General features: G+C 44.0%; 22 protein-coding genes and 1 pseudogene. 11 read left to right on the top strand and 12 right to left on the bottom strand.

Going from position 1 to position 24,801, the window contains the following annotated elements; genetic code table 11:
* Window positions 1-239: 239 nt before the first annotated feature.
* Window positions 240-1,469 (bottom strand): glycine betaine/L-proline ABC transporter ATP-binding protein, encoded by a 1,230-nt coding sequence (locus R7D93_RS10285; RefSeq protein WP_225496485.1) that lies wholly within the window; start codon window positions 1,467-1,469, stop codon window positions 240-242.
* Window positions 1,462-2,361, bottom strand: a complete 900-nt coding sequence (locus R7D93_RS10280; protein ID WP_225496482.1) for an ABC transporter permease — start codon at window positions 2,359-2,361, stop codon at window positions 1,462-1,464. Before R7D93_RS10280 ends, R7D93_RS10285 begins: the two co-directional genes overlap by 8 nt.
* A 500-nt stretch (window positions 2,362-2,861) precedes the next feature.
* Here R7D93_RS10280 and R7D93_RS10275 point away from each other — a divergent pair, with 500 nt between their 5' ends.
* The 3 genes from R7D93_RS10275 to nqrM are packed head-to-tail and all read left to right on the top strand — an operon-like array spanning window position 2,862 to window position 3,866.
* Window positions 2,862-3,152: a DUF134 domain-containing protein gene (locus R7D93_RS10275; RefSeq protein ID WP_005373924.1), complete on the top strand. Its 291-nt coding sequence runs from the start codon at window positions 2,862-2,864 to the stop codon at window positions 3,150-3,152.
* Window positions 3,149-3,655, top strand: a complete 507-nt coding sequence (locus R7D93_RS10270) for a NifB/NifX family molybdenum-iron cluster-binding protein (RefSeq protein ID WP_137282820.1) — start codon at window positions 3,149-3,151, stop codon at window positions 3,653-3,655. The genes R7D93_RS10275 and R7D93_RS10270 overlap by 4 nt, the downstream gene beginning before the upstream one ends.
* 1 nt (window position 3,656) lies before the next feature.
* Entirely contained in the window at window positions 3,657-3,866 is a 210-nt protein-coding gene (nqrM, locus tag R7D93_RS10265; RefSeq protein WP_017635136.1) for a (Na+)-NQR maturation NqrM, read from the top strand.
* On the opposite strand, the gene R7D93_RS10260 is transcribed toward nqrM, so the two are convergent.
* Window positions 3,844-4,656, bottom strand: a complete 813-nt coding sequence (locus R7D93_RS10260) for an aminoglycoside phosphotransferase family protein (protein ID WP_195723030.1) — start codon at window positions 4,654-4,656, stop codon at window positions 3,844-3,846. The two genes, nqrM and R7D93_RS10260, sit on opposite strands and share 23 nt — an antisense overlap.
* A 187-nt stretch (window positions 4,657-4,843) precedes the next feature.
* Here R7D93_RS10260 and R7D93_RS10255 point away from each other — a divergent pair, with 187 nt between their 5' ends.
* A complete protein-coding gene (locus tag R7D93_RS10255; RefSeq protein WP_005373920.1) occupies window positions 4,844-5,038 on the top strand; it encodes a hypothetical protein in 195 nt (64 codons plus the stop codon).
* Window positions 5,039-5,113: 75 nt separating this feature from the next.
* On the opposite strand, the pseudogene fusA reads toward R7D93_RS10255, so the two are convergent.
* The 5 genes and pseudogenes from fusA to R7D93_RS10230 all read right to left on the bottom strand — a co-directional run bounded on the left by fusA (window position 5,114) and on the right by R7D93_RS10230 (window position 11,818).
* Window positions 5,114-7,131: pseudogene (gene fusA, locus R7D93_RS10250) on the bottom strand (elongation factor G).
* A 293-nt stretch (window positions 7,132-7,424) separates the two neighbouring features.
* Complete coding sequence (gene dgcA, locus R7D93_RS10245) at window positions 7,425-8,417, bottom strand: N-acetyl-D-Glu racemase DgcA (protein ID WP_225496480.1); 993 nt, start codon at window positions 8,415-8,417, stop codon at window positions 7,425-7,427.
* Window positions 8,418-8,467: 50 nt separating this feature from the next.
* Window positions 8,468-9,472: an N-acetyltransferase DgcN gene (gene dgcN / locus R7D93_RS10240; protein ID WP_137283147.1), complete on the bottom strand. Its 1,005-nt coding sequence runs from the start codon at window positions 9,470-9,472 to the stop codon at window positions 8,468-8,470.
* 101 nt (window positions 9,473-9,573) lie between these two features.
* On the bottom strand, window positions 9,574-10,455 hold the full coding sequence (locus R7D93_RS10235) for a LysR family transcriptional regulator (protein WP_213867566.1): 882 nt from the start codon (window positions 10,453-10,455) through the stop codon (window positions 9,574-9,576).
* Window positions 10,456-10,609: 154 nt separating this feature from the next.
* Window positions 10,610-11,818 carry an MFS transporter gene (locus R7D93_RS10230; protein WP_213867567.1) on the bottom strand — a complete coding sequence of 403 codons (1,209 nt, stop codon included), beginning with the start codon at window positions 11,816-11,818 and terminating at the stop codon, window positions 10,610-10,612.
* Between the two features lie 201 nt (window positions 11,819-12,019).
* Here R7D93_RS10230 and soxR point away from each other — a divergent pair, with 201 nt between their 5' ends.
* Window positions 12,020-12,454, top strand: coding sequence for a redox-sensitive transcriptional activator SoxR (gene soxR / locus R7D93_RS10225; RefSeq protein ID WP_130546430.1), 435 nt, complete (start codon window positions 12,020-12,022; stop codon window positions 12,452-12,454).
* Window positions 12,455-12,463: 9 nt separating this feature from the next.
* On the opposite strand, the gene R7D93_RS10220 is transcribed toward soxR, so the two are convergent.
* Together R7D93_RS10220 and R7D93_RS10215 are read right to left on the bottom strand one after the other, a co-directional pair.
* Window positions 12,464-12,859: a DUF2391 family protein gene (locus R7D93_RS10220; RefSeq protein ID WP_005373896.1), complete on the bottom strand. Its 396-nt coding sequence runs from the start codon at window positions 12,857-12,859 to the stop codon at window positions 12,464-12,466.
* 13 nt (window positions 12,860-12,872) lie between these two features.
* Window positions 12,873-13,718 (bottom strand): tetratricopeptide repeat protein, encoded by an 846-nt coding sequence (locus tag R7D93_RS10215; RefSeq protein WP_005373890.1) that lies wholly within the window; start codon window positions 13,716-13,718, stop codon window positions 12,873-12,875.
* A 200-nt stretch (window positions 13,719-13,918) separates the two neighbouring features.
* Between R7D93_RS10215 and R7D93_RS10210 the strand changes: the two genes are divergently transcribed.
* A complete protein-coding gene (locus R7D93_RS10210) occupies window positions 13,919-14,389 on the top strand; it encodes an ASCH domain-containing protein (protein ID WP_138939740.1) in 471 nt (156 codons plus the stop codon).
* Between the two features lie 54 nt (window positions 14,390-14,443).
* On the opposite strand, the gene R7D93_RS10205 is transcribed toward R7D93_RS10210, so the two are convergent.
* Complete coding sequence (locus R7D93_RS10205) at window positions 14,444-15,031, bottom strand: class I SAM-dependent methyltransferase (protein ID WP_213972645.1); 588 nt, start codon at window positions 15,029-15,031, stop codon at window positions 14,444-14,446.
* Window positions 15,032-15,121: 90 nt separating this feature from the next.
* Entirely contained in the window at window positions 15,122-16,639 is a 1,518-nt protein-coding gene (locus R7D93_RS10200) for a phospholipase D family protein (RefSeq protein ID WP_225496478.1), read from the bottom strand.
* A 518-nt stretch (window positions 16,640-17,157) separates the two neighbouring features.
* Here R7D93_RS10200 and R7D93_RS10195 point away from each other — a divergent pair.
* From R7D93_RS10195 to R7D93_RS10175, 5 genes are all read left to right on the top strand, one after another.
* Window positions 17,158-18,315 carry an efflux RND transporter periplasmic adaptor subunit gene (locus tag R7D93_RS10195; RefSeq protein ID WP_005387110.1) on the top strand — a complete coding sequence of 386 codons (1,158 nt, stop codon included), beginning with the start codon at window positions 17,158-17,160 and terminating at the stop codon, window positions 18,313-18,315.
* 13 nt (window positions 18,316-18,328) lie between these two features.
* Window positions 18,329-21,487, top strand: coding sequence for an efflux RND transporter permease subunit (locus tag R7D93_RS10190; protein ID WP_225496476.1), 3,159 nt, complete (start codon window positions 18,329-18,331; stop codon window positions 21,485-21,487).
* 324 nt (window positions 21,488-21,811) lie between these two features.
* Window positions 21,812-22,078 (top strand): hypothetical protein, encoded by a 267-nt coding sequence (locus tag R7D93_RS10185; protein WP_005373876.1) that lies wholly within the window; start codon window positions 21,812-21,814, stop codon window positions 22,076-22,078.
* Window positions 22,079-22,417: 339 nt separating this feature from the next.
* The gene (locus R7D93_RS10180) at window positions 22,418-23,638 is read left to right on the top strand and encodes a hypothetical protein (protein WP_225496473.1); all 1,221 of its coding nucleotides are present in this window, start codon (window positions 22,418-22,420) and stop codon (window positions 23,636-23,638) included.
* A 4-nt stretch (window positions 23,639-23,642) separates the two neighbouring features.
* Window positions 23,643-24,476, top strand: a complete 834-nt coding sequence (locus tag R7D93_RS10175; protein WP_213867570.1) for a DNAase — start codon at window positions 23,643-23,645, stop codon at window positions 24,474-24,476.
* The last annotated feature ends 325 nt before the right edge of the window (window positions 24,477-24,801 follow it).

Here is a 24,801-nt window from a genome sequence, read left to right as displayed (position 1 = left end):
TTTTGTATGAGAGTAATAGTAGACATTTATCGAGGATTTGCGTCATCAAAAAGCAATAGAATGATCTAACTATGTCAATAAAACCGGATATGAGCATGAAATTGTCAGGAAAATCAGAACAATGTAAATGTTGCTTTGGGTATCAAGCTTGAGCCCACAGATAAATATCTAAAAAGGGGAGTGGGAGCGAGTTAATTGATAACAGCCCACATTATTGTGAGCTGTATTATCAACATCATCTAAGAAACGTTATTGAAGCTTGAGCGTGAAGTGCCCCGTTTTGTGCTTCGTTGATCAGAAAACAGCTCCGCAATAACCTGACGATTTAATTCGCCTTTCAAATGGCCGTGCTCATCGATGACGGGCAGTGAATATTCACACGACGTGACTTCAGTCAGCACTTGCTCAATGGCTAAATGTGGAGAGATGATAGGCACCTCTTCATAGATATCATCACGCCAATCTGATATATGAGTTAACTTCGCTGCGTTTAGCAATCCTTGCTGTGTTATCACGCCTTGATAGCCTGCATTGGTCTCATGGTAGGCATAATCACGTTTAACACGTTTCATTTCACTCAGTGCATCTTCAATGGTTTCAGCGCGAACACAGTACGAAGGTGGCTGCATCAGCGTTTCGACCGTCAGTGCTCGCGCTCTATTGACGTCTTTTACAAAGGCTTCAACGTACTCATCGGCAGGATGCAGTAAAATTTCGTCTGGTGAACCTTGTTGGACAAGTTCACCGTCTTTAAGAATCGCGATGCGATCGCCAAGTCGAAGCGCTTCATCTAAATCATGAGTAATGAAAATAATGGTTTTGTGCAGCTTCTGTTGCAGCTCTACCAGCTGATCTTGCATTTCGCTCCGAATCAGAGGGTCCAATGCCGAGAAAGCCTCGTCCATCAACAGTATTTCGGCGTCGGTAGCCAGTGCCCGTGCAAGGCCCACACGCTGTTGCTGTCCACCCGATAGTTGAACAGGATACTGGTGCTCATAACCCGTCAGTCCAACGGTTTCTAACCATTCATTTGCTTTTTCTAAGCGCGCCTCTTTATTTATGCCCTGAACTTCTAAACCATATGCGATGTTGTCGATAACAGTGCGATGAGGCAGCAAGCCAAAGCGTTGGAACACCATAGACATCTTGTGACGGCGAAACTGTTCAAGTTCTTTGTTAGAAAGTTGCATGACATCCACCCCTTCTACCAAGATCTGCCCCATGGTTGGATCGATTAATCGATTGAAGTGGCGAATCATGGTGGATTTTCCAGAACCGGATAATCCCATAATGACAAAAATTTCACCCTTTTGAATTTGCAGGTTGATGTCTTTTAGTCCGACCGTGTGGCCCGTTTCCGCTAAAACCTGCTCTTTACTATGTCCCAACTTAACGCGCTCAATCACGCTATTGGGCTTGGGGCCGAAGATTTTATACAGACCGCTGATTTCGATAAGTGGACTAGTCATGTTTTGAGTCTCCTAAATGAGCTTGAGTGCGTTTCGCATACGCTTGTGAAGCACGATCAAAAAGGATTGCTAGGGCGACAATTGCTAAACCATTGAGAAGACCAAGAGTGAAATATTGATTGGTAATAGACTTTAGAACAGGCTGACCTAAACCTTTTACCCCAATCATTGATGCGATGACCACCATTGACAGTGCCATCATGATCGTTTGGTTAATTCCCGCCATGATGGTTGGCATTGCAAGCGGAAGCTGAACCCCCAAAAGCCGTTGCCGAGTGCTGGCACCAAATGCGGTTGCGGCTTCCAATACTTCTTTGTCAACTAGACGAATGCCCAAATTGGTTAAACGAATAACCGGTGGAATCGCGTAGATCACTACTGCGATAAGGCCAGGAATTTTCCCGATGCCCAATAACATCACAACTGGAATGAGATACACAAATGCCGGCATGGTTTGCATGACGTCGAGTAATGGTGTTACCACCGACTGAATGCGATTAGAGCGCGCCATAGCGATGCCTATAGGGATACCAAGTGCGATGGCAAGCATAGTACATACAGTGATGATACTGAGCGTACGCATAGTGTCTTCCCACATTCCAAAATAGCCAATCAGAATCAGCGAACCAAAACATGCAGCGGCCAGTTTCCAAGAGCGGCTGGCGGCATAAACGAGAGTGGTGCAGACACCTAAAATAATGAACCAAGGTGTAGAAATCAGAAGTTTTTCAAACCAGACAAGAAACGCAAGGAGTGGATCAAACAGAGACTCAATGAGTTCACCATACTCGCGAGAGAAATCTCTGTAGGCGCCGTCGAGTGTTTTGCGAATCGCCCTGAGATCAGAGGCATCCATTTCCGGGAATTCGCTGAGCCAATTTGAGTCAGACATATGTACTTCCTTTTTCTGATATACCTAAGCGCTTTCAAGAAACTTAATTTGGCAAGAAGAGTAGGGCACCTAGGCCAAGTAATGTTCGTTCGACAGGTTCTGTATCGAAAGTATTACCCTTTAAGCTCAGGCCAATGTCGTCAAACTTCTCTTTTTCGTTCTTTAGGTATACATCCTTTTAAATAAAACAATCATTAGTGTTCAAACTAATGATTTGCTTGGATTATAGTTTTTCTTCTTCAATAAAATGAACACATTAGCGTGTATTTGTATGAAAAATCTGCGCAAACTAACGTTTTTATTATCCGGTTAATTAGAATTGATCTTTTTGTTCGTTTGTCATCAAAATTCCTAAATTATTAGATGTCTAATTAATGCTGATGTATTACGTATTTGTCGTGTTGATTTTTGCAAACTTAGTTTATTGGCATATGCTAAAAATGTTATTGGCATATGCCAGTTTAAGGCGTAATTTGACTCTGTGTTTTTGAGGGACAATGATGGCAAGACCAAAGATAGAAAGACGAATATGCGGACGTGCGGCTCACCACTGCTTTAAGCCCAATGGCATTCCATTTAATCAGTTGGAGCAAGTCGCCATATTACCAGAAGAGTTAGAAGCGCTACGTTTAGCCGACTTAGAGGGGCTTAGCCAGCAGCAAGCTGCGGAGCAGATGGGCGTTTCTAGACAAACTTTTGGTAACACAGTAAAAAGTGCAAGATTGAAAGTCGCAAAAAGTTTAGTTGAAGGTCATGCATTAGTTTTTCCGAATGAGGAGTCAAACTTATGATTTATGCTATTCCTAATGATGGTGAGCGGGTGGCAAACCACTTTGTAAAAGCACCATACATTGCTATTTATTCTGATACTGACGGTATGCTAAAAAACTTAGCGAACATAGCTTCTATGCCACAAGCGGGTTGTAATGCGAAGTCTCAGTTGATTCAGTCTCTACAAGGGTACAATGTGGATGCTGTTCTTGTGCGAAATATCGGTGAACGTGTATTGGCAAAGCTACTTAGCAGTGGCACGCCAGTATTTAGGCTGTCTACTCGTAGTTCCTTGGAAGATGTGCTTGCGGTTCCAAGAGAGCCTTTGATTGAGCCCTCTCAAGGACGCCCATCAAACAATCATAAGAAAAGTGTTCACCAACAAAAAGGCGGCTGCGGCTCCTGTGGTTGTGGTGGCCAAAAATCAAAACCCTCCTTGTTGGCAAGACCTAAAGCGCTACTCAAAGCAACATCTAGCCCTGCTATACTTAAGCTAGAGTCGATGGCTAATAAGGCAGGTTAATATGGTTTGGTTATTTACCTTTCTTGGTTTTCTCGCAATCATTTTGTTGATGTCACTTGGCGTCATTTTTCACAACAAGCGCATTCAAGGGAGTTGTGGTGGTTTGAATAATGTCGGCGTTGACAAGGTGTGCAATTGTGAAACCTCATGCGCAGAACCTGAAAGGCGTTTATATCAAATCTCAGAGCCTAACTCATCACCTGAGCGCTAAGGCTTTTGGCCCATTGCGGCAAGGTTTGCCGAAACCAGTCCAAATATTTGCTGGTCTGCGGATTCTCTCTGGAGACCAGTATGTTGACTACCTCGACAACGATCCACGCTTTTGCTAGTCCGATATCGCGCGCCAATTCTGTTGTTTCACCTTTCTCTGCGCACTCTATATACTTGCCTGCTACGTTCAAGTAATCATCAAATGTGCCCATGCCCTCGATGAGCGGCGCTAAATCTATCGCGACATGCCCTGTAGAAAAGCGTTCCCAGTCGAACAGCACTAGCTCGCCATTTTCGCGCTGTCCCCAGTTTCCAGCATTCGAGTCTCCGGAGATCAAGTTCTGTCCATCGAAAAGATGCGCCGATCGTTGTTGGAGGTTGTGGAAGAACTGCTCTGTCTCTGAGCCCAGTTCAAGTGTAGCGAGTGCTTGTTGAGTCGCTTGTGGTGTCCACTGGTGGCGGTGATAAACACCATTTGATGTTGGTGGAAGTTGGTGCAGTTTGACGAGTTGTTCAATGACTCGATCATCTTCAAGTAAGAATGCTTGCTCGACTGCGTGGGGAACGTATTCAATGTGCAGAACGTTTTTCTGGTCGTCGAATTGAATCAAGCGCGGTACGTGTATTCCAAGCGCGTTAAACTGTTCGGCATAGCGTTGATAAAACGCGACTTCTATTTGAGTAGGGTTACGTTTTTCTATTACTTGGACGCCATCTTTTTCGATGAGAAAAACTTTGGCACTGCCCATTTGGTTGAGTTCTTGCTGCGACACCGGACTTCCTGTCTTCATGTAGAGAGAGCTCACCTTAATCGCTGCACTCACGTTTGCCAATAGCCACGACAAAGTGCCTCAAAAATATTAAATGCAACTGTTTAAATATGATTTTGTCGTTGGTGTCTAAATTTTACACAGTTACGCCTGTACTCCGATAAATTCGTTCTACGCTTACTATTCGTCTTAATAAAGGAGAACCAAAATGGCTGTAATGAAGCAGGATATTCCAAATCGTGTAACGGTTTACCATGACAATATCGATCAAGAACAAGAGCTGAAAAATGCGATGCTGCCAGAGAAACCGCGCTACTTTAACGGTGCTCCGACTTACAAAGCGAACAGCATCGAAGAGTTTGAAAGCAAAATCAGTCAGATAGGTTTGTCTCTCGATAAATAATTTTTCTTTTACCTAAAAGCGCCCTCAAAATGAGGGCGCTTTTTTATTTGTATGATTGATTTGAATCGTAGGGAATTAACCTTGTTGTGCACTGCCTTGGCAGACTTGCTTCTGCACTGCTGGTGGCGAAGGCAGCTTAAGGTCATACTAAAGCTGCCTTCGCCACCGGTGATGGAGCGTAATCGACGAGCGTAATCTTGCAGCTCGTTTACTGGTGACTTGGCTCTGAGTAAGGTGAAGCTGCTGTCGATTGGCTCGGTGCCTTCGATCAAGCCTCGGTTTCCAGATAAATCACCAGAAACATCGCCAACGTTCGCGGTTGGGATGTGCAGTTCCATCTGGACAATGGGTTCTAGCACAATAGGATCGGCGTTGTTAATCGCATCTAAAAAGGCTTTCTTACCTGCGATGACAAATGCAATTTCTTTCGAATCGACGGAGTGATATTTACCGTCATAAACGGTGACTTCCACATCCTTAATTGGGTTGCCAGAAATCGCGCCTTCCTCTAACGCTTGCAAAATACCTTTTTCAACAGCAGGAATGAGCGCGGTTGGAATGGCGCCACCCACCACTTTGTTGATGAACTTAAATCCGGCGCCACGCTCGAGTGGACGAACCTTCAATTGCACTTCACCAAACTGGCCTGCACCGCCACTTTGTTTTTTGTGTCGATAATGCCCTTCGGCAGGTTTGGTGATGGTTTCAAAGTACTCGACGCTTGGTTGGCAGGTTTCGACGTCCAGTTTGTACACGTTCGCCATCTTTTCTAATGCGACTTTGAGGTGAAACTCCCCTTGTCCGCTGATGATGGTTTCGTTGGTGCGAGCGCGATGTTCGATGCGCAGCGAAGGATCTTCACTGGCGATTTTATTCAGCACATCTCCTAATTTTTGCTCATCTCCACGCTTAAGAGGCTTCAAGCACAAAGAATACATGGAGTCAGGAAGGTCCAACGTTTTGAGTTGAACTCCATCTTCTTCGTGAGAGTCATGAACGATTGAATCGAATTCGAGATCATCCACTTTGGCTAAAACGCAGAAGTCGCCTGCAAGCGCGCGAGGGATCTCGGTTCTATCTTTGCCCTGCAGTTGATATAAGTGCCCAACTTTAAATGCCTTGTTGCTTTCGCCAATATAAAGCTGGCTGCCCGCATTGATTTCACCCTGATACACACGTAAGTAGGCAAGTTTTCCCATATATGGGTCGACGCTGACTTTGTACACGTGTGCGACGGTGTGCTCTAAGGTTTCGCAATTTACTTTGATTTTTTTGCCGTTCTTTTCCAGTAGAGGAGGGTTACCCTCGTTTGGCATGGGCATGATCTCCGCCAAGGTACGAAGCAGAAGCTCGACGCCCGCGCCGGTTTGTGCTGAGACAAAACAGACCGGAATCACATGTCCAGTTCTCAGTGCTTCTTCAAACGGATCATGCAGTTGCTCTGCGGTGAGTTCAGAGCCTTGTTCCAGATACAGTTCCATTAGTTCTTCATCGACTTCGATAACTTGGTCAATCAAGGTCTCATGAGCTTCATCTACCGTCGTAAGTAAGGTTTCTCGTCCCAATTCTGGTTCGAAATAGCAGTCAACTACAGATTCCCCGTCAGTCGAAGGTAAGTTGATCGGCAAGCAGTGGTCACCAAAATGCTCAACGATGTTCTCCATCAATCTTTCTAACTGACTACCGTGGTTATCGAGCTTATTGATGATGATCATCTGACATTTTTGCTGCTCTTTTGCAAAGGTGAATAAGCGATCGGAAGTTTGGTTAAGTGGTGTTTGAGGGTCGATGACAAGGGCGGATGTTTCAACGGCAGGAAAAACGCTGATAGTACGGCCAAGTAACTCGTTTTGTCCCGGAGTGTCGATGATATTGAGCCGGTGTTTATTCCAGCGCAGTGCGACTGGCGTTGCTTCAATACTGTGTTGATATTGGATGGATTGAGGGTCGAAGTCGGTAACAGTATCGCCTTTTTCTACGCTGCCTAAATGGTGGGTGGCATCGCAGGTGAAGAGCAGTTTTTCTATCAGTGTGGTTTTACCGGTCCCGGTTTGACCGACAAAAGCGATATTGCGTATTTTATTGATAGGCATAAAGCCTCCTTGCAAGATGGCGTGAAAAACCTACGAATTGCTAGGAAGTGGGTTGTTATAGAAACCCACGCACTGCATTGGAGTAGGGCGGGATTACCGCCTATTCGTCTTCCATGTCATTTTCCGGATGACTCGATGCATAAGACCACCTTCTTGGACTACTGGAATCTTAGCATGCCTCAATAACCATATAATTTATGTGATTTATTTCATGATGGGGCTGATTGTTTTTTAATCGAGATCATAAACTCAGAGGTTCTGACTTTTGGAGCAAAACCTCTGGATTGTTTAGGCTATTTGGAAAGAACGATTTCGCCGTCGCGATAAACCAAGCTTGGCGTTACATCTTGTCCGAGCAACACCGGGCCATCAAGATCGACAACGCTTGCCTGAGCAGCAATGGGTAAGGCAGCACGCATCGCAAGCGACGTCCCCAACATACAACCGGACATGAGGCTAAAACCGAGTTTTTGGGCGTCGTCGGCTAATAATAGTGCTTCAGTGAGCCCGCCAGTTTTATCTAGCTTAATATTCACCATTTCATATTTTCCAACCAGCTGATGTAATTGCTCTCTGGTGTGACAACTTTCATCGGCGCAAAGTGGAATGGGGTGCGGAATGCTGGCGAGTACGTCGTCGCAGTCTTGTGGCAACGGTTGCTCGATCATGGTGATATTAAACGGTTCGAGTTGAGCAAATACCGTCGCGAGGTCGAGGTTTTGCCACGCTTCATTCGCATCTAAGACAATTTGTGCGTGCGGCGCGGCATCGCGTACTGCTGCAACGCGCTCAATCACGTTTTCACCATCCAGTTTTACCTTTAGCAGTTTTGCGCCTTGGCTAAGGTAAGCTTGTGCCTGTTTTGCCATCGCTTGCGGCGTGTCGATAGAAACCGTCATCGCCGTCACAATCGCCTCTGGTAACGTAAAGAGGTCGTTAACCTGCTGCTTGTGGCTCAAAAGCGCGTGAAGATGCCAAAGGGCGCAATCCAATGCATTTCTTGCCGCCCCCGCGGGCAATAACGATTGAAGCTGGCTTTTGAGAACCATGACATCAGCTTCGCCTTTGGCATACAAACTTTGCAGTTCATGTGCGGCGTGAGAAATCGCCTTAATCACCGATTCAACCGATTCACCATAACGAGGGTATGGCGTGCATTCACCTTGGGCGGTCATGCCTCGATGTTCAATTGTCACTCGGACTACGTGGCACTCTGTCCGACTGCCGCGAGAGATGCGAAATGGTGTCGCCATGGCAATCGTGACAGGTTCTACATGAATTTTCATCTCACTAGTTTCCCCTAAACCGCAGTTATTTTCTAAACCGTAAATGTTTCCTAAATCGTAAGAAGCCTATCTGCAACCGCATCAACGCCAAAACGTACAGGGTCGGTGACGGGCACTTGGTATTTGTCGCTCCAACCCTGGCATAACTGGGCTGCATCTTCTTCGCTGAGCGCCGAAGTGTTTAAGCAAATACCCACTAATTGAGCGTTTGGATTTGTTAGGCGAGCAGCGGCCAGATTTGCTTCTATCGTTTGTTCAATGGTTGGCAAGCTCACATGTGGTAAGTTGCGAATGTGCGGGCGACCAATCTCATGGCACAGTATCAGAGCGTCAGCTTGTGCGCCGTGAAGTAAGCCCAAACTTACGCCAGCAAACGAAGGGTTAAACAATGAACCTTGCCCTTCGATGATGTCCCAATCGTGATCGGTGAACTCAGGGCTGATCGCTTCTACTGCGCCGGAGATAAAATCGGCAACTACGGCATCAATCGAAATGCCACTGCCTGCGATGAGAATTCCGGTTTGACCCGTTGCTTTGAACTCTGCACGACAGTTTTTACGCTTCAATGCATGCTCAATGGCAAGGGCAGAGTACATTTTGCCAACGGAGCAATCTGTCCCTACAGTAAGTACTCGCTTACCTGCGCGAGCTTTGCCATTGCCGACCTTGAGCGGGGCATCATAATGGCGAACATCATACAGTTTGGTTAATCCGCGTTGTTCTAGATCGGCAAGAGGAGCAAATTCCGCCAAACGTTGGTGCATGCCCGATGCAATTTCAAATCCCATTTCTGCCGCTTCAAATAAGGTTGCTTGCCAAGCTTCGGGAATGACGCCTCCTGGATTTGCAGTGCCAAGCACCAGCGTTTTTGCTCCTTGCTGCTGCGCTTGTTGTAGTGTCATGTCGGTTAAACCAAGCGATACGGTTTCTGGCGTCAGGCGGATTTGGCCAAGACAAATCTCAGGTCGCCATTGATATATGCCACGTGCGGTTTTTGCTGCGAGTGGATCGGTTACATCGCCAAGAAAAAGTAGGTAAGGTTGAGCAATTTGCATGATGGTTCCCTTCGTCATCGTTATTGCTCATTAATGTAGCCAGACTGATTTAGGAAACCGAATGCTTATTTGTTAGGCAGGTATAACTTCAGGTTATACCTTTAAACCATCTGTTGTTTTAGGGCGGTGATAAATTGCTTTGTCGCAATGGATTGAGGTGTGTGCTCTGCGAATAAAATAGAGACAGAGAAGGACATATTTGGCTCCAAAGCATGCACGGAAACGGCATTATCTTGGCGATATTGTTTTGCAGTCCAAGGGTCTACAATCGCGAATCCTGCTTCGTTTTTCACCAGTTCAGCCGCCGCGGAGTAGCTGCGGACGGTAATGGCATGTTGATAATGCTCGTCACGCGCTGACAAGGTTTGATGTAACAGCAAGCCCAGAGGATCTCGGCTATCTAAACCGATAATGGGTAAATCGTGACTGATGAGTTCTTCTAAAGTGACGGTTTTTTCTGTGGGTATCGCTGCGCTTTTAGGAGCGATCAGTGCTAAGTTTTCTTTCAATAACACGTGCCCCATGATCGCTGGTGGTGTTTCTTCACCGAACGCAATGGCGACATCCAGTTCATGTTTCAGTAATCCTGAGCACAGCTCATCGCGATTGGCCGTTGAGAGCTCAAAGGAGATGCCGTGTTCTTTCGACAGCAACGCGACAGTCGGCGCTAACAAGTGTGCGGCCAAAACAGGCGGAGCACCAACTCGTAAATGTTGAGTTCCCTGTTTGACTTTGTTGGTCAGAGAGCGAAATTGTCCGAGTTGTTGATAGACTTTTTCAGCCTCTGGCAATAAGGCTTTGGCTTCTTGAGTTGGAACGAGACGGCCCTTTACACGCTCAAATAAAGCGAAGCTCAGTTGTTGTTCTGTATGGGCGAGAACTCGAGTGACATTGGGTTGGGAAACGTGCAGTAAGCGAGCCGCGCCTGACACCGTTCCTGCTTGCATAATGGCGTAAAAGACTTCTAATTGCCTTAAGTTCACGGCGATTTCCCTCTGCTCATGTTGGTCACCTCAGAATACCCAACCTTGCTGATAAGCGATAGAGGTAAAAGTGCTGGCGTAAAAAATAGGAAGACGATGTTGGTTGCCTTCCTATCTCGCTTTTTCAATTTCTCAACTTCTCAATTTATATGCTTCACTTTGCTGCTGCATGAAGGGGCAGGTCGTTAAACGGCTCTACGTCTCGACTGAGCAATCCCATCAAAATCACTGCTAACACCATGACAGCAGCTGCGATTGCAAAACCGTATTGTGTTAGCTCGTAATGACTCAATATTGCAATCAGGACGTAACTGAGAGATTGAATGGTGGTGGCAAACATGCTGATGCCGCCATCGACGCGACCTCGTTGATGAACCGCTACGGTGTGATGCATCCAGTTGACTCTCGCAATGCGATTTAGCGCGTTAAATACGCCAAACAGCGCCGTAAACAATAAGATGGTCAGCGGGTTCATCGCAAAACTCATCCCGATAAGCGCAAAAGAGACCATAATCATCGAAGCGAACATAATGTGGCTATGGGAGGCACGGCTTAGCACTTTGGTGACAATAAAGCCGGTTAGCAACGAGCCGAGGCCAAAACTGATGTTGAACCCTGCAAACCAATCGCCAGAGATGCCTTGTTCAGAAAACCAAATCGGCACCAGTTTGCTCAAATACGTCAATGCAGGATAAGAGAGGCAAGAGAGCAGAATAAAGCCATAAAATCGGGGTTCGAGACGGAATATTTGTTTGCTCTCTTTGAGTTGTGCGATGAAAGCAACGGATTTTGATGCCCTTAATTGTTGAGTATAAGGCGTCAGAATATAGAACATCGCTGCTAACGCAGAGGCGCTGGCCGCAAACAAAGCAAACTCTTTCATGCCCCACATTTCAAGCAAAACAATACCCAACGCGCCAGCTCCGAGGGTTGTGGATTGCATTACAATTTCTTGCTGACCCGAAATTTTCGCATACTCATGGTGCTGATAATTTTCTTGGGTGAAGGCGTTGTTGGTCGTCCATGCAAAATTACTTGAAACCCAATACACCAGTTGCGCAAAAGCCAGCAACCAGTGTGACTCAAACCCTAACCAATAAGCAATGAACACCACCAAAGCCATACCCGATTGAAACCATTGATTGAGCACGAGTAGTACTTTGCGTGAATGTCGGTCAATTAAAGTGGAAACGAAAGGCGTTGCTAGAAAAGAAATCGCGGTGCAGCTCAGAGAAACTAAAGCTACGAAAGTGCCCATGTTAGGTTCGGAAAGCATGACCCATGGTAGCGCCATCATGAATAAGCCAGAGGAAATGCTGTCGAAGAAGCGGCCAGCTAAGTACGGCTGAGTTTTATTTTTCATTATGTTTGCCTCTAACTCCCGATGGATTTCAAAAGGTTGATGTCCAACTGTCTTGTGTTTAACAACCAAGTCGTTCACGCTGAACACATTATCTTGAGATAGCCGGGGTTTAGCGTTAATTAAGATGGTGCAACTTTAAAACCTCAAGTAAACTTAAGGTAAAGCATTTTTTTAACAAAATTGATACACAGGGAGTCAAGGATGGAAATCAGCGTAGGAGAAGTGGCAAAACGTTCTGGAGTGAAAGTATCTGCCCTACATTTTTACGAGCAAAAAGGACTGATTTCGAGTTGGAGAAATCAAGGTAATCAGCGTCGCTACCATCGCAGTGTGTTGCGCCGTGTTGCGGTGATCAAAGCAGCGCAGCAAGTTGGGTTGTCGTTAGAAGAAATTAAACATGCGTTAGATGAACTGCCGAAACACCAAGCCCCTAACAAAGCGCAATGGGAAGAAATGGCAAGCCATTGGCATGAACAGTTAGAACAAAAGATTCAAAAACTTAAAGCGTTGCAAAACGATTTAGGCGGATGCATTGGCTGCGGGTGCTTGTCGTTAGAAACCTGCGCACTGCGAAACCCAGAAGATGTATTAGGGAAAGACCACTCGGGGTCGAACTTAACGTTATATGAAGAGTAGCGATTATCTCTATTCTTTGTCGAAACTGTCGACTACGATCGCGCCCATCGAAGCAGGCATTGTGATGACGATAACGCGCTTTATCGCAACCAAAGGCTCATTCATGAGTGGCAGCTTATCAAGACAGAAAAGAACTAACGCTACCACAACGGCCGCAATGAGGTACGCGATAACCACACGAAAAATAAAGATGGATACGCGATTCTTGATGTGGCTTTGAAACACGCTTTGATACGCGAAAAAACTGAGGAAAATGACAGAAAGACTTAACAGCATGAGCAAGTTTGCCATTGGTAGGCTCTCACCCAATCGCCACGCTTCCTCCGAAAATGAGATCGGGACTGCTAGGGCAAAAGCGCCAACCAATACTTGGCTAGCGTCTTCTAGATTAAAGTGGCTGCTCATGCTGTTTATTCCATTATTCGCTTGCTAGATGTAAGAGCTTTTCAAAACGCTCATTACCGTGCAGCAATTCGAGGTCTCGTTCTTCGGCAAGTAAATCACGAATGGATGGGCTGTATTCAATTGCGCGTTCCAAGTCTTCAATAGCTTGCTCTTCGATACCAAGGCGAGAGTATGCACACGCGCGTTGATACAGTGCAGGGCCGTTGGTGTAATCGACTTCAAGTACGCGGTTACAAATGCTAAGTGCCCAATGGTATTCGTTGATTTCCATCGCTGCGTCGGCTTTGTACGTCAACGCTTCTAAATCACCTGGACGAATTAACAAGATTTCATCATAGATTTCAATACGTTGTTCTGGAGTTTGAGAGCTTTGTGCACGTAGCCATAAGTTATGGATCTCGTTGATTTTCTCAATCTCTTTGTTGTTTTCACTGATAATGCGAGTTTTGCGTTTTAAATCTCGCTCAAGGGCGACAAACTTTTTCTCGTATTCTTGGGCGATCTTCTCCAATCGTTTATCAGCCATCTCTTTGGTGTTGTGTTTAAACTCACGCAGAGATTGCCATCCGACAAAGGCAATCAGCGATGCGACACCAGCAATGATGTAGAAGAAGTATGTAACGGTCACGTTGGCATAGTTCAACGATTTATCTGCGACCGTTAGCTCGCGATCGGTGATCTCTGTGATCATTCGCTTTTCTAGGCTTTGATAGTCCTGACGCAGCGCTTTTAGTTCATCTAAAATATAGCGTTCCATTAATGGTCTATCTAACAGATCCGATTCTGAATACTTTTCCTCCGATGCCATTGTTGGCAAGGCAAGTATCAGCGAGAAAAAAATACCAATAAATAAGCGCATATAACGTCCTTTCACGAGAAGAGTACAGATAGACCATGCAACAATAGCAAATAGCACAAACGTTTAGCAAAGTTATTACAAAAGAAATAACAGTCGTCTACGTAGAAGTCATATTCTTGTTGTTTTTCAGCTTGTTCCTGGTGGTTATTTGTTGTGATATCTTTTATCCTCCTTGCGAATTTATGATTAATGGAGTGAGCATGGACGCGCGAGCTAAGGATTACTTAGAACAATTCCTAGAACTATTATCACCAGAACAAAGGGAAGCTGTACCATCAGTCAGTGCTGACTATTATTGTGCCGATGAATACAACGCGAATGTATGCGCAGATTTGGTTCGTATTGGACAGAAAACTGCATCGTGCAGTTTGGAGCTTTGGTATCGAGAACATGGTGAAACCATGCCCCAAGTCGGTCATTTACAAGTAGTGACGAATTGGGATGGGGACCCGGTTTGCGTGATACGAATTACTGACGTAAGTACATGCAAATATGAGGATGTAACCGCAGAGTTTGCCTTCGCAGAAGGCGAAGGTGATAGAACCTTAAACTGGTGGCGTGATTCTCATACTGCATTTTTTAAAGCTGAATGCGATGAGTTGAACATCGATTGGCATGAGAAACGTACGCTGGTTTTAGAGCGTTTTGAAGTGGTGTATCCCGTCAATTAATCTCTGATAGCAGCACTGATTTGAAGTGCTGCTTTCTTTATTGAGAGACCATTTTTAGCGCTTTCGAGCGGTCACACTAAACATATGCCAATGTTTTTGGCTTCCTACTACAGTGGTCCCGTCTTCATCTCTTTCATGCAATGAAATGAGGTCGTAACCCTCGAATAAGCTTTCCACTTCCTTTTTTGTTAATGCGGTAATGTTTGGATGCATTTCGGAGGTAACCCACGAGTCTTTCACTCCCAAGAAATCGCCGCAGAAGATACCGCCCGGTTGTAATGCGCTGTCTATTTTTGTCCAGACTTGTTTGAAGCCTGTGTCAGGGCAAAAGAACAAACTGGCATTTGCGATAACCAAGCTGCACTGAGGGTAATTAAATTCAGTAAAACAGCACTGCGAAACTGAAAATCGCTTATTACCTTCAAAGCGTGTTAAACAAGTTTTTACTGCATCTTCATTGCTATCACATGCGTGAACCTTAAATCCCTGTTCGAGGAGAAAGTGGCTGTCTCGACCTATTCCGCAGCCAATATCGAGAGCGACTTTGCCTTCTATCTTAAGTCGGTTTACGGCATTCTCCACGTTTGGGCGGTGAGGTTGGCTTAAAATTTTCTGATAGTATTCATTCCATTGCGCTGGCATTGAACTTCCTTATGTTGGTTGTGTACCCTGCCCAAAACTAGCGTCCATTTTGTTTTGCTTGACTGGGGAGGTTTGCAGTATTGGCAGCTGTTATAGCTGATCTTCAATCGGTAATATTCCGGAGAACCAAGCGCCCATTTTTCGCCATACTCCTGCTTCTGGTTCGGAGTCGTATTCTTCGCCTGTTTTTACGTCGATCCAGACAATGTCCCCGTCGCGCAGAGTTAAGGCGTAGGCGTTACTCGACAGTTGATTCGGCAGTTGTTCTAGAAACATTTGCACATATTCTGGCTGTTCTATAACAACGGCCATTTCGGTATTCAAAGCTGCCGAACGTGGGTCCCAGTTCATTGAACCAACGAAAAGTGTTTTGTTATCAATCGTCATTGCTTTAGCGTGTAAACTTGCTCTGCTACTCCCCGTGAGGCTCCACTTACTTTTGAGTTTCGCGCTCGCTTTTACTTCCCAAAGCTTGATTCCAGCTTCGAGTAGATCTTTTCGATATTTTGCGTACCAACCATGCACGGCAAACACATCGTTAGACGCGAGGCTATTGGTCACAATCGTGATATCAACGCCTCGCTTGGCCGCGTTACTTAATGCTTGAGTACCTACTTCAGTTGGAACGAAATAGGGAGAGATGAGCACAAATGAATCCTCAACACTTTTAACCAGTTCCGACAAATTATCAATAAGTTGGCTCTCTCGGGTTGCGACTTTATCGGGCAGATCAAACCATACTTTCGCTTCTCCCCAGTAGAGCTTGAGTTTGCCTTGTTTTAGATCTTGGTACATATCCAGTTGGGTGAAGTCATAGCGGCCGGTTGAAAACTTTTCCTCTAACCGGAGTTTATTGACCTGCTTTTGAATCGCTTGGTCGGTAATTTGCTGTGAATTCGGTGTAATCCATTCCATTGGTATCGCATAGGCGCTATTCCAGTAGAGGTCGAACTGATCGGCAGTTTGTTGTACCGCCTCACCATAGAGCAGAAGATCAAAATCACCAAACTCAACTTGCGATTCAAAAGAGAAGTATTCATTGCCGATATTTCTACCTCCGACAATGGCGGAAACACTGTCTGCAATCAGAGACTTATTGTGCATACGACGATTAAGACGTTCAAAATCGCTAGCAAGAGCGAACCAACGGGAGTCGCGATACTGATGCGGGTTAAATAAGCGGATTTCTATATTAGGATGTGCATTGAGGGCAGCCATCACATCGTCGTTTCGCTTTTGCATATCGTCAAGCAACAGCCTTACTCGAACACCACGCTTTGCCGCTTCATACAAGCGCCACGTTATTAGCTGACTCGTTTCGTCACCGCGGTAAATATAGTATTGAAGATCAAGGCTTTTCTGAGCGGACTCGATCAAAGAGGTTCGAGCAAGAAGGGCATCGTGTCCCTGATTTAACGGTGCAAAGCCAGTTATGGACTTAGGATCTCTCCCGTAAGCTTCAAAGTACTGCGCAAGAACAGAATCCTTTTGATAACCGAGCTGAAAGCTGGTGGACTTTTCACTGGCGTCATTCAACGATACGGATGAGCATGCCGATAAAATAGTGAGCAGCGAGGGGAAGAGCAACTTGGCGAGCGTTTGTAACAAAGCACATTTCCTTGTCTTACAGAGTGTTACCTACTCCAAATTATAGACTTAAGCTGACGCCACATGCACCCAGAACCGTTTGATAACGAGCGATTAATCAATGAATTGCCATAGAGCCTGCACTAAGTTCAACTTTTAGAGCGCAGATAATCATTTATTTTAATTATCATTATGGCCGTATTGGTCATAATCACTAATATCTGGTGATTATGACCAATAGCACACTGGATAAAATAATGATTTTTATATAACCATATGATTTTTAATAAATAAATGCTTGGCATGTCATTTGCTGTTTAGAATAAAAGTTAAGTCAGAGCAACTTGCGCAGTTGGTTAATTTTTTGTTAATTTTATTAACTTTGAATTGGCAATAACTATCTAGTTCGCTGCTTAAAAGACTAGGCAAGTGCCGCTTTGATGTTTATTCAAATTCAATTCTCTCACCACCATGCTTACCGGGAGCAATGGACTGAATAAAAGTGTGGTGTTGAAAACAACAATAAAAAAGGATTTTCGATGTTAGCAAAACCCATATTACGTTGGCTTTTACCCTTCGTCGTCGTTGGAGGCTCTTATGCAGGATATGCTGCAATTGCCGCAACTGCGCCGGAAAAAGAGTCAACCAAAGATGCAATTACAGAACCTACTGTTCAGGCTTCTTCTCTTTTTCCTACCGATCACAAAGTGGTGATTACCAGTCACGGTGAATTAGTCCCTTTTGAAAAAACACACCTTTCCGCGCAAGTTAGTGGTGAAGTTACGAGTTGGCACCCGAATTTTGTGACGGGTGGCATCGTAAAACGAGGAGAGGTTCTTTTCACAATTGAAAGTGACAACTATGAAGCGTCGGTTTTACAAGCTGAAGCCGACTTAGCTAGTGCACGCGCAAACTTGATTGAGGAACAAGCGAAAGCCGAAGTGGCAAAACGTCAGGCAAAGAGACTGAGCGATAAGCAAGTGACGGATCTGTATTTACGCAAGCCTCACGTTTTGAGCGCACAAGCCCAAGTGAAGTCGGCTCAAGCGGCACTCAAACGAGCAAAAAGAGAGTTAGAAAATTGCAAAGTCGTTGCACCTTACGATGCGCTGGTTGTTGAGCGTGATATTGGTGTTGGTCAATTTGTTACATCTGGTTCTCGAGTTGCCACGTTAAACAACATTGAAGTGGCAGAGGTGCACGTACCCATTGCCGGTTTTGATAGTGCATTTTTACCCGAATCCATTGGTGAACTCACTGCGACAGTGACGCAGCAAGGTGTGTTTTCTACCACTAGAGAAGGTCGAGTAGTTCGTGATTTAGGCATGATTGATAGCGCTACCCGAATGATTAACATGGTCATTCAAATCGCGGACCCATACGGTGTCGATAACCAGCAGCCTCCAATTAAATTCGGCTCCTACGTTGAAGTGAGCTTCACTGGTAAGGAACTTAAGCATATCTATCGCTTACCACAGGAATTAGTTAAAAACCGTACCGTGTGGGTGGTGAATGGCGATAATCAACTTCAACCCAGAACTGTCACGGTTTTGAGAGCAGAAGGTGAGTTTTTGCTGGTGGGCGAAGGTTTAGAGCAAAGTGATAAGTTGGTACTGACCTTGCCCGAGTACCCTCAAAAAGGCATGGCGGTACAAATCGCAAAAAAGAGTGACGACTCCGAAACCGTCGTACAGTAAGTAGGAGTTTGTCATGGAAGATACTAAACAAAAGGGCTTGATTGCCTATTTTGCGAATAACCCCGTCGCTGCCAACCTTTTGATGGTGTTCATCATTATCATGGGTGTGGTGAGTTTTCTCTTTATTCAAAGGCAGATGTTTCCGAATATTGAGGTGAACTACATTGATGTTCGTGCGACTTATCCTGGCGCTTCTCCTCAAGAGATAGAAGAGAGTATTCTCGTTAAGGTCGAGGAATCGATTAAAGATGTCACCGGGATTAAAAAAGCAGTCTCAACGGCCTCTAGAGGTAGCGCGTATGTTTCCATCGAGGTAGACGTTAATGCCGATATCAAGCGTGTCTTAGATGATGTAAACCAACGTATTGATACTTTGTCTAACTTACCAGCGGGTATGGAACCAATCAATGTCTACCAAGTTGAATGGCGCCAAGATGTAATCGAAATGGGGTTAGTTGGGGACCGACCGCTCGAGGAGCTTAAACCGATTGCTAAGCAAATCGAAGATGAATTACTTCAGTTAGAAAACGTCATGCTGGTGTATCTGAGTGCGCCAGAAGAAGAAATAGCGATTGAAGTGGATCCACTTGTTCTTCGTAAATACGACCTGACGTTGAGCGATATCAGCAGCGCGATCAGCCGTTACTCGGCCAACTTTTCTGCGGGCGAAGTAAAAACAAATTCAGGGATGATTGCAGTAAGGATTGAAAACCAATACTACCGTGGTGATGAGTTTAGAAATATTCCTGTAAAGCTTGGCGCAAATGGTGCGAAGGTTTTACTGCAAGATATCGCCACGATCAAAGATGGTTTTACGGAAGAAGAGCGCTATTTTGAATACTCAGGGCAAAATGCGATCTACATGTCTGTTGAAGCAACTCGTGATCAGAACATTATCCCTGTTGCACAGTCCGTTCGTAATTATATTGAAGCAAAAAACAAGACATTACCGCAGGATGTTAAGCTCAAAGTTTTAGTTGATACTACTTATTATTTAAATGGGCGTCTCGACATGATGTTGAAAAACTTGCTGCAAGGCGCTGCATTAGTCGCGATTATGCTGACCATTTTCCTACGTTTCCGCTTGGCTATGTGGGTAATGATTGGGCTACCTGTCTGTTTTCTCGGTGCCGTAATGATGATGCCTGCATTAGGGATCACGGTAAACATCGTGTCTCTTTTTGCCTTCATTATGGTGCTCGGTATTGTAGTTGATGACGCCATCGTGATGGGAGAAAGTGCGTACAGTGAAATCGAAGAAAAGGGCGGTGGCGTCGAAAACGTGGTTCGTGGTGTAAAACGTGTTGCCACACCAGCCACTTTCGGTGTGTTAACCACAATTGCTGTGTTTGCCCCTTTCTTGTTGTCTAGCGGTATTGATAGTGCCTTCTTTTATGGTATCGCGGGGGTCGTGATTCTTTGTTTGATCTTCAGTTTGATTGAATCGAAGCTGATCCTTCCTGCACACCTTGCGCATACTCATTTTAAGCCAGTTAAACCAGGTGGTTGGCGTGACCGATTTAACCAACGTTTTTTTGGTTTTGTAAATGGTCAATATCGGAACTTTGTAACAACATGCACCCATTGGCGCTGGACAGTGTTTGCGGTGTTCTGTGGTTTACTGCTGATCAGCGCGGCTTTGATCAACGCGAATTATGTTCGGGTGATCCCTAACCCTAAAGTGCCGACTGACTATCCTGCGATCACTATTGAAATGAATGATACCGTTTCAAGTGAGCAGACAATCAGTGCACTCAAGACTATTGAACGTGTCATGCAAAAGATCGAATCTGAGACCATTGCAGAACATGGTCAAGGAATGATTCGTGATGTGCTGTCGTACAACAGAAGCCGCACCGAAGGTCGTGTATTAGTACCTTTGGTTGATGAAGAGTTACGCCCGTTCAATACATTTGAGCTGGCTCGACGTTGGCGTGAAGCTATGCCTGTTATTCCAGGTATGAAGAGCATCAAAATCCGCGAGCAGAGTGCGGGTGGTGGTGACAGAGATGAGTTTGGTTACTTGTTGTTTGGTTCTAACATCAATGAGCTCAACGAGGCTGGGCGTTACTTGATAGAGCGTTTACAGCAGGAAGAAGGGTTATATGATATTTCATCTTCTATTGATTCTGGAAGCAAAGAAGTACTCCTGTCTCTTGCGCCTGTAGCGTACGATCTCGGTCTGGATCTCACCATGATCGCAGAGCAAGTTGGTGGCAGCTTTTATGGTGGCGAAGCACAGCGCATTATTCGTGATGGTGAAGAAATTAAAGTTATGGTGCGTTACCCGCAACTGACGCGTGAAGCATTCTCATCATTGCGTTACGCTGTGATTACCACACCAGCAGGTAAGAAGGTCATGTTGGGTGATGTGGTGAAGATCAATGAGCAGCCGGGCGTGAGTAGCATTCGACGTGAAGGCGGGTATCAAACCGTTTATGTTTATGGTTCCATAGACGAAGAATTGGTTGAGCCTCAAGAAATCGTGAAGGTCATTGACGACAATATCTTACCGGATATGAAGCAAGCGTTCTCGAGTGTGAAAACAGAATTGGGTGGTGATATTGAAGAGCAGGCTGCGCAGCGTAATGAACAGATTTTGTTCTTTATTGCAGGCATGATCATCGTCTACATCTTGTTAGCTGTACCGTTAAAAAGTTATACCCAGCCTTTGATTGTAATGTCCGTCATTCCGTTTAGTCTGACGGGGGCGATTTGGGGCCATTTCTGGCTAGGTTTAGACATCAGTATGATGTCGACATTTGGTTTGATCGCCGCTGCTGGCGTGGTTATCAACGACTCTCTGGTTATGACAGATTACGTAAACCAAGTGAGAGAAAAGGGTATGAACATCAAACAAGCGGTTGTTGAGGCGGGTTGTGCTCGTTTTCGAGCTATCACGCTCACCTCAATAACGACGTTTGCGGGTGTATTGCCGATAATGTTTGAAACGAGTTTGCAGGCGCGTTTTGTCATACCGATGGCTGTCGCTTTGGGCTTTGCGGTGTTGTACGCAACGGTTCTGACTTTAGTGTTGGTGCCTTGTTTGTATTTAATGCTTGAAGATATTAAAAATATTTTCAGATCGATTAAGAGGTTTATCCATCGTTTGATTAATCGTTTCAGAAAGTCGCCAGTGACGTCGAGCGTTGAAGCAAGCGTATCGAGTTAACAAGCTTGATGTTAACGATTAGGAGCAGCCTTCGGGCTGCTTTTTTGTTTCCGCATTTTGATTCAAAGTGATTTTTTAGTGGGCAGTTACGTAATTATCTGATGAGAAAACTGCCTGACAAAGCATTTCTAATATATATGTTTCTAATGTTTTAAATTCGCATGGTTAATTTGACACTTGGTTAGCGAAATTTACCAGACGAAGATAACGTTGAATATGAGGTTTTATTTAAGTTATTGAAAAGTAACAAAATAAAAGTTGGCATCGTATGTGCAATATATGAATTGTAATTAAAATTAACTGCTAATCCTCAAGGAGCTTATTATGAAAAGCGTATTTCTATCTACTCTAAGTCTTATTGCTGTAATGTCATCACCAATCGCTGCTGCTAACACTTTAGACAAAGAGGAGTGGAGCTCAGATTTACGTCAGGACTTTTCTGAAATGAAACATGAAGCTATAGCAGATATTCAGCAAATGAACATGGATGCCATTCACGCACGTGATGAGCGTATCGTGAAAAACATTAAAGATGAGCAAGAACAGTTAGTAAAGGTAACGTGCCACAAAGAGAAAGCAAGCAAGTCATAAACGCCGCTAAGAGAGACTGACAGACGAAAATGAATCCAATACGAGTTCGGTGTTAGTTAGCAGTAAGCACTGACCTTGTTGCTCTACTTGCCAGCCTTTTAAGGCTGGCTTTTTTGTTTCTCATTTCATGGGTGGAGATCAGATCCTCAAGCTTATTGTCAATAGTTGGCGTGTTTGATGAGCTATTGCTGGATGGAGCGGATGTAACTTTTAAAAGTGTAGATTTCAGTAAAGTGGAGGTGATGTTAGATATTTAAAATTTTGAAAAGATCCGATCTCCTTTTTGACCTTCATAATACCTTAGTATGTGGTTCACTTTTATTTGAAGAGGGATTAGTAATGACTTGGGAATTTATTGAAAGGAAAGAGGCTTTTGATTACATTGGGCTAAATAATAAGTCGGTTAATGAGGTTGAACAATTCTTACATGGAAGAGTGAGACTTTCAGCTGCACTCTTTAGCAATAAAAAACTATACTTATCAAGACAATCCCTCATCATGCTTGCGTCTCTGAATGAATATGATCAGAAGCAAGTTGTCAAAGAAATGTATTTTCTTTCATCTAATCCAAGCACACCCTCTGTAGTTAGACACAAACGCAATCCATTGCTTCGAATATTTCGAACTAGGTATCCCTTCAAAAATTATCATTACTTATTAACTTGTATCCTTAGAGACGGGAAAATTGTAATTCATGATATTGCTTTTGATCGACAGTTGCATGGTAAGTCTATTTTTAAGCATTCACATCAAAGAACCCAAATGTATCATGTGAAGAAAGAAACAGGTAAAAATGGTGAGTATAATGGAGTGCAGAACAATGATGAAGCAAAGTTATTGTTGGCTGAGTGGGACCACACTAAAGCTCAAGTAACTCATCAAGTCAATACGCTTCATGCAACGGTAAATGGAATGTTGAATGATTATGAGAAAGCGGCGACACTGATGGGGGTACATACGCAGGTGGCGTACAAAGAAGATAAGCCAACAGAGTATACGTTGTTTCACAGCCCTTCTGATAATGCGAAGCTGGATCTTATTGAATGTGTTTATGACAAAACTCGTTTTACTTCGCACAATGCTCAACACCTAGCAGCAGTAATGAAACAATGTGCAGAGCAGGGTAAGGAAGTAAAATGGACAGTACATAGCCAAGGTGCCATTATTTTTAACTCTGCTCTTGAGTATGTTAGAAAAAATAATCCGAGCTTAAGACTATTGAATCAACAAATCGTTGTGCATGCAGGGGGAACAAATACAACGAAGATAGGGAAAAATGCACAGCAGCTTGGTTTGAAAGTTAATTACACAAAAACCCGAACGAATCCCTTTGATATTGTCCCAAATATTGCTGCGAGACAAACTCCATTATCTGCAAGTAGTCTCGTTCGTTGTTGTAAATTCTTGGGATTAGTGATGAATGGAGAGGTCACAGAGAGCCCACATACATTACCCTATTTCGGTGTGGAATCTTATCGACGACAACTGATGATGTCTGGTAATAATATGGCTAGTAAACGTTTAAAAGATATTGATGAATATTTAAAGAACAAGGGTTAGATATATGGGCCTTATTAAAATGTATAAAGATGGCTTTCGAGGAAAGCCAGATTTTGCAAACTTGTTACATAATGTATTCCAGATAGATGACTTAGTGCTGTCATTTGAGTGTCCGAACAACATATATGAAGGACATGTATACCAAGATTTTATTGAATTACAACGGTTCAATATTGATTCAAAAGTAGAGCGGCATGAAAAGTTTATAAAATTGGCCACGATTTATTTCTCTTTTCAAAATAAAATAATAAATCCACTATTACCAATCAATAAACAAGGTGGTTTATATATTCGGTTAAGGATTAAATCTTCAGATAAATATATTACTAGTGTTAATGAACTATCTTCATTTATAGAGAAAGAGTACGTGGATTTTTATCATGCTGTAGAGTCACCTGACGGCTCTCGAAAAGGTGATCATACAGAGTTGATGAATGATGCCATTGCGTACGCAAATCATCGTTGGGGAATGGACCCGATAAACGAAGAAAAAAAGAGAGCGAAAGAAGAGTTCCTTGTAGGAGAGTTTCTTCGTGGTTACCCTCCAATCAAATGCCAAGATATCAAGATTGGTGAAAATACATTTTCAAAATATGTAGAAGGAAATTTGGAGTATAAAAAAGACTATCGAAGAGTGTACAATTTGCCTATCAAAAATGAGTTTTACTTTAGCATTGAATTTTTATATGAAATCGAGCCTATGTTTGCTCAAAAAAAGTTTTTAGATTGGGTGAGAAGTGCTGATGAAACCTTTGAGAAAAAGGTGTTAGAGTTACTAGAATTGTCTCCGCTTGTTGATTCGTATACTACCTCCAAGGTTGAGAGATTGACCAAATAAAATTGATCCTGTGCGCTCTGACTTTCAACTTAAAGAAAAAAGCCCGCAAAGAATTTCCTCTGCGGGCGTAATAAAGGGCACCAAATTGGGTGTCTATTCATTTTGGAGGTGGTCGAACGTCCATATAAAACTGACAATAGGCTTGGTGAGAGGCTTACCACCAGCGCGACCAACGAGGCTAAAGTTAACATTGTTGTAATGATTGTTAAAATGTTAATTCTTCAATCAATGTTTTCATTATCGTGAGTTTAAATTGTGAATGTGTTGCCTACGTGTATTTTTACTCTGTGAAATGCCGTTTTTGACAATAAAACATATTATAAAT

It is taken from the genome of Vibrio sp. YT-15, assembly GCF_033337445.1.
GTDB classification, from domain to species: Bacteria; Pseudomonadota; Gammaproteobacteria; order Enterobacterales; family Vibrionaceae; genus Vibrio; species Vibrio alginolyticus.
This window is presented reverse-complemented; position numbering and strand designations above follow the sequence as displayed.

Bases quoted from the DNA above. Each gene is read 5' to 3' on its own strand.
- R7D93_RS10275 (WP_005373924.1), top strand. From the start codon at position 2,862: ATGGCAAGACCAAAGATAGAAAGACGAATATGCGGACGTGCGGCTCAC.
- R7D93_RS10205 (WP_213972645.1), bottom strand. From the start codon at position 15,031: ATGCCAGCGCAATGGAATGAATACTATCAGAAAATTTTAAGCCAACCT.
- R7D93_RS10230 (WP_213867567.1), bottom strand. From the start codon at position 11,818: ATGAAAAATAAAACTCAGCCGTACTTAGCTGGCCGCTTCTTCGACAGC.
- R7D93_RS10260 (WP_195723030.1), bottom strand. From the start codon at position 4,656: ATGAAGACAGGAAGTCCGGTGTCGCAGCAAGAACTCAACCAAATGGGC.
- R7D93_RS10210 (WP_138939740.1), top strand. From the start codon at position 13,919: ATGGACGCGCGAGCTAAGGATTACTTAGAACAATTCCTAGAACTATTA.
- R7D93_RS10175 (WP_213867570.1), top strand. From the start codon at position 23,643: ATGGGCCTTATTAAAATGTATAAAGATGGCTTTCGAGGAAAGCCAGAT.
- R7D93_RS10280 (WP_225496482.1), bottom strand. From the start codon at position 2,361: ATGTCTGACTCAAATTGGCTCAGCGAATTCCCGGAAATGGATGCCTCT.
- dgcA (WP_225496480.1), bottom strand. From the start codon at position 8,417: ATGAAAATTCATGTAGAACCTGTCACGATTGCCATGGCGACACCATTT.
- R7D93_RS10270 (WP_137282820.1), top strand. From the start codon at position 3,149: ATGATTTATGCTATTCCTAATGATGGTGAGCGGGTGGCAAACCACTTT.
- soxR (WP_130546430.1), top strand. From the start codon at position 12,020: ATGGAAATCAGCGTAGGAGAAGTGGCAAAACGTTCTGGAGTGAAAGTA.
- R7D93_RS10190 (WP_225496476.1), top strand. From the start codon at position 18,329: ATGGAAGATACTAAACAAAAGGGCTTGATTGCCTATTTTGCGAATAAC.
- R7D93_RS10215 (WP_005373890.1), bottom strand. From the start codon at position 13,718: ATGCGCTTATTTATTGGTATTTTTTTCTCGCTGATACTTGCCTTGCCA.
- dgcN (WP_137283147.1), bottom strand. From the start codon at position 9,472: ATGCAAATTGCTCAACCTTACCTACTTTTTCTTGGCGATGTAACCGAT.
- R7D93_RS10185 (WP_005373876.1), top strand. From the start codon at position 21,812: ATGAAAAGCGTATTTCTATCTACTCTAAGTCTTATTGCTGTAATGTCA.
- R7D93_RS10195 (WP_005387110.1), top strand. From the start codon at position 17,158: ATGTTAGCAAAACCCATATTACGTTGGCTTTTACCCTTCGTCGTCGTT.
- R7D93_RS10285 (WP_225496485.1), bottom strand. From the start codon at position 1,469: ATGACTAGTCCACTTATCGAAATCAGCGGTCTGTATAAAATCTTCGGC.
- nqrM (WP_017635136.1), top strand. From the start codon at position 3,657: ATGGTTTGGTTATTTACCTTTCTTGGTTTTCTCGCAATCATTTTGTTG.
- R7D93_RS10180 (WP_225496473.1), top strand. From the start codon at position 22,418: ATGACTTGGGAATTTATTGAAAGGAAAGAGGCTTTTGATTACATTGGG.
- R7D93_RS10220 (WP_005373896.1), bottom strand. From the start codon at position 12,859: ATGAGCAGCCACTTTAATCTAGAAGACGCTAGCCAAGTATTGGTTGGC.
- R7D93_RS10255 (WP_005373920.1), top strand. From the start codon at position 4,844: ATGGCTGTAATGAAGCAGGATATTCCAAATCGTGTAACGGTTTACCAT.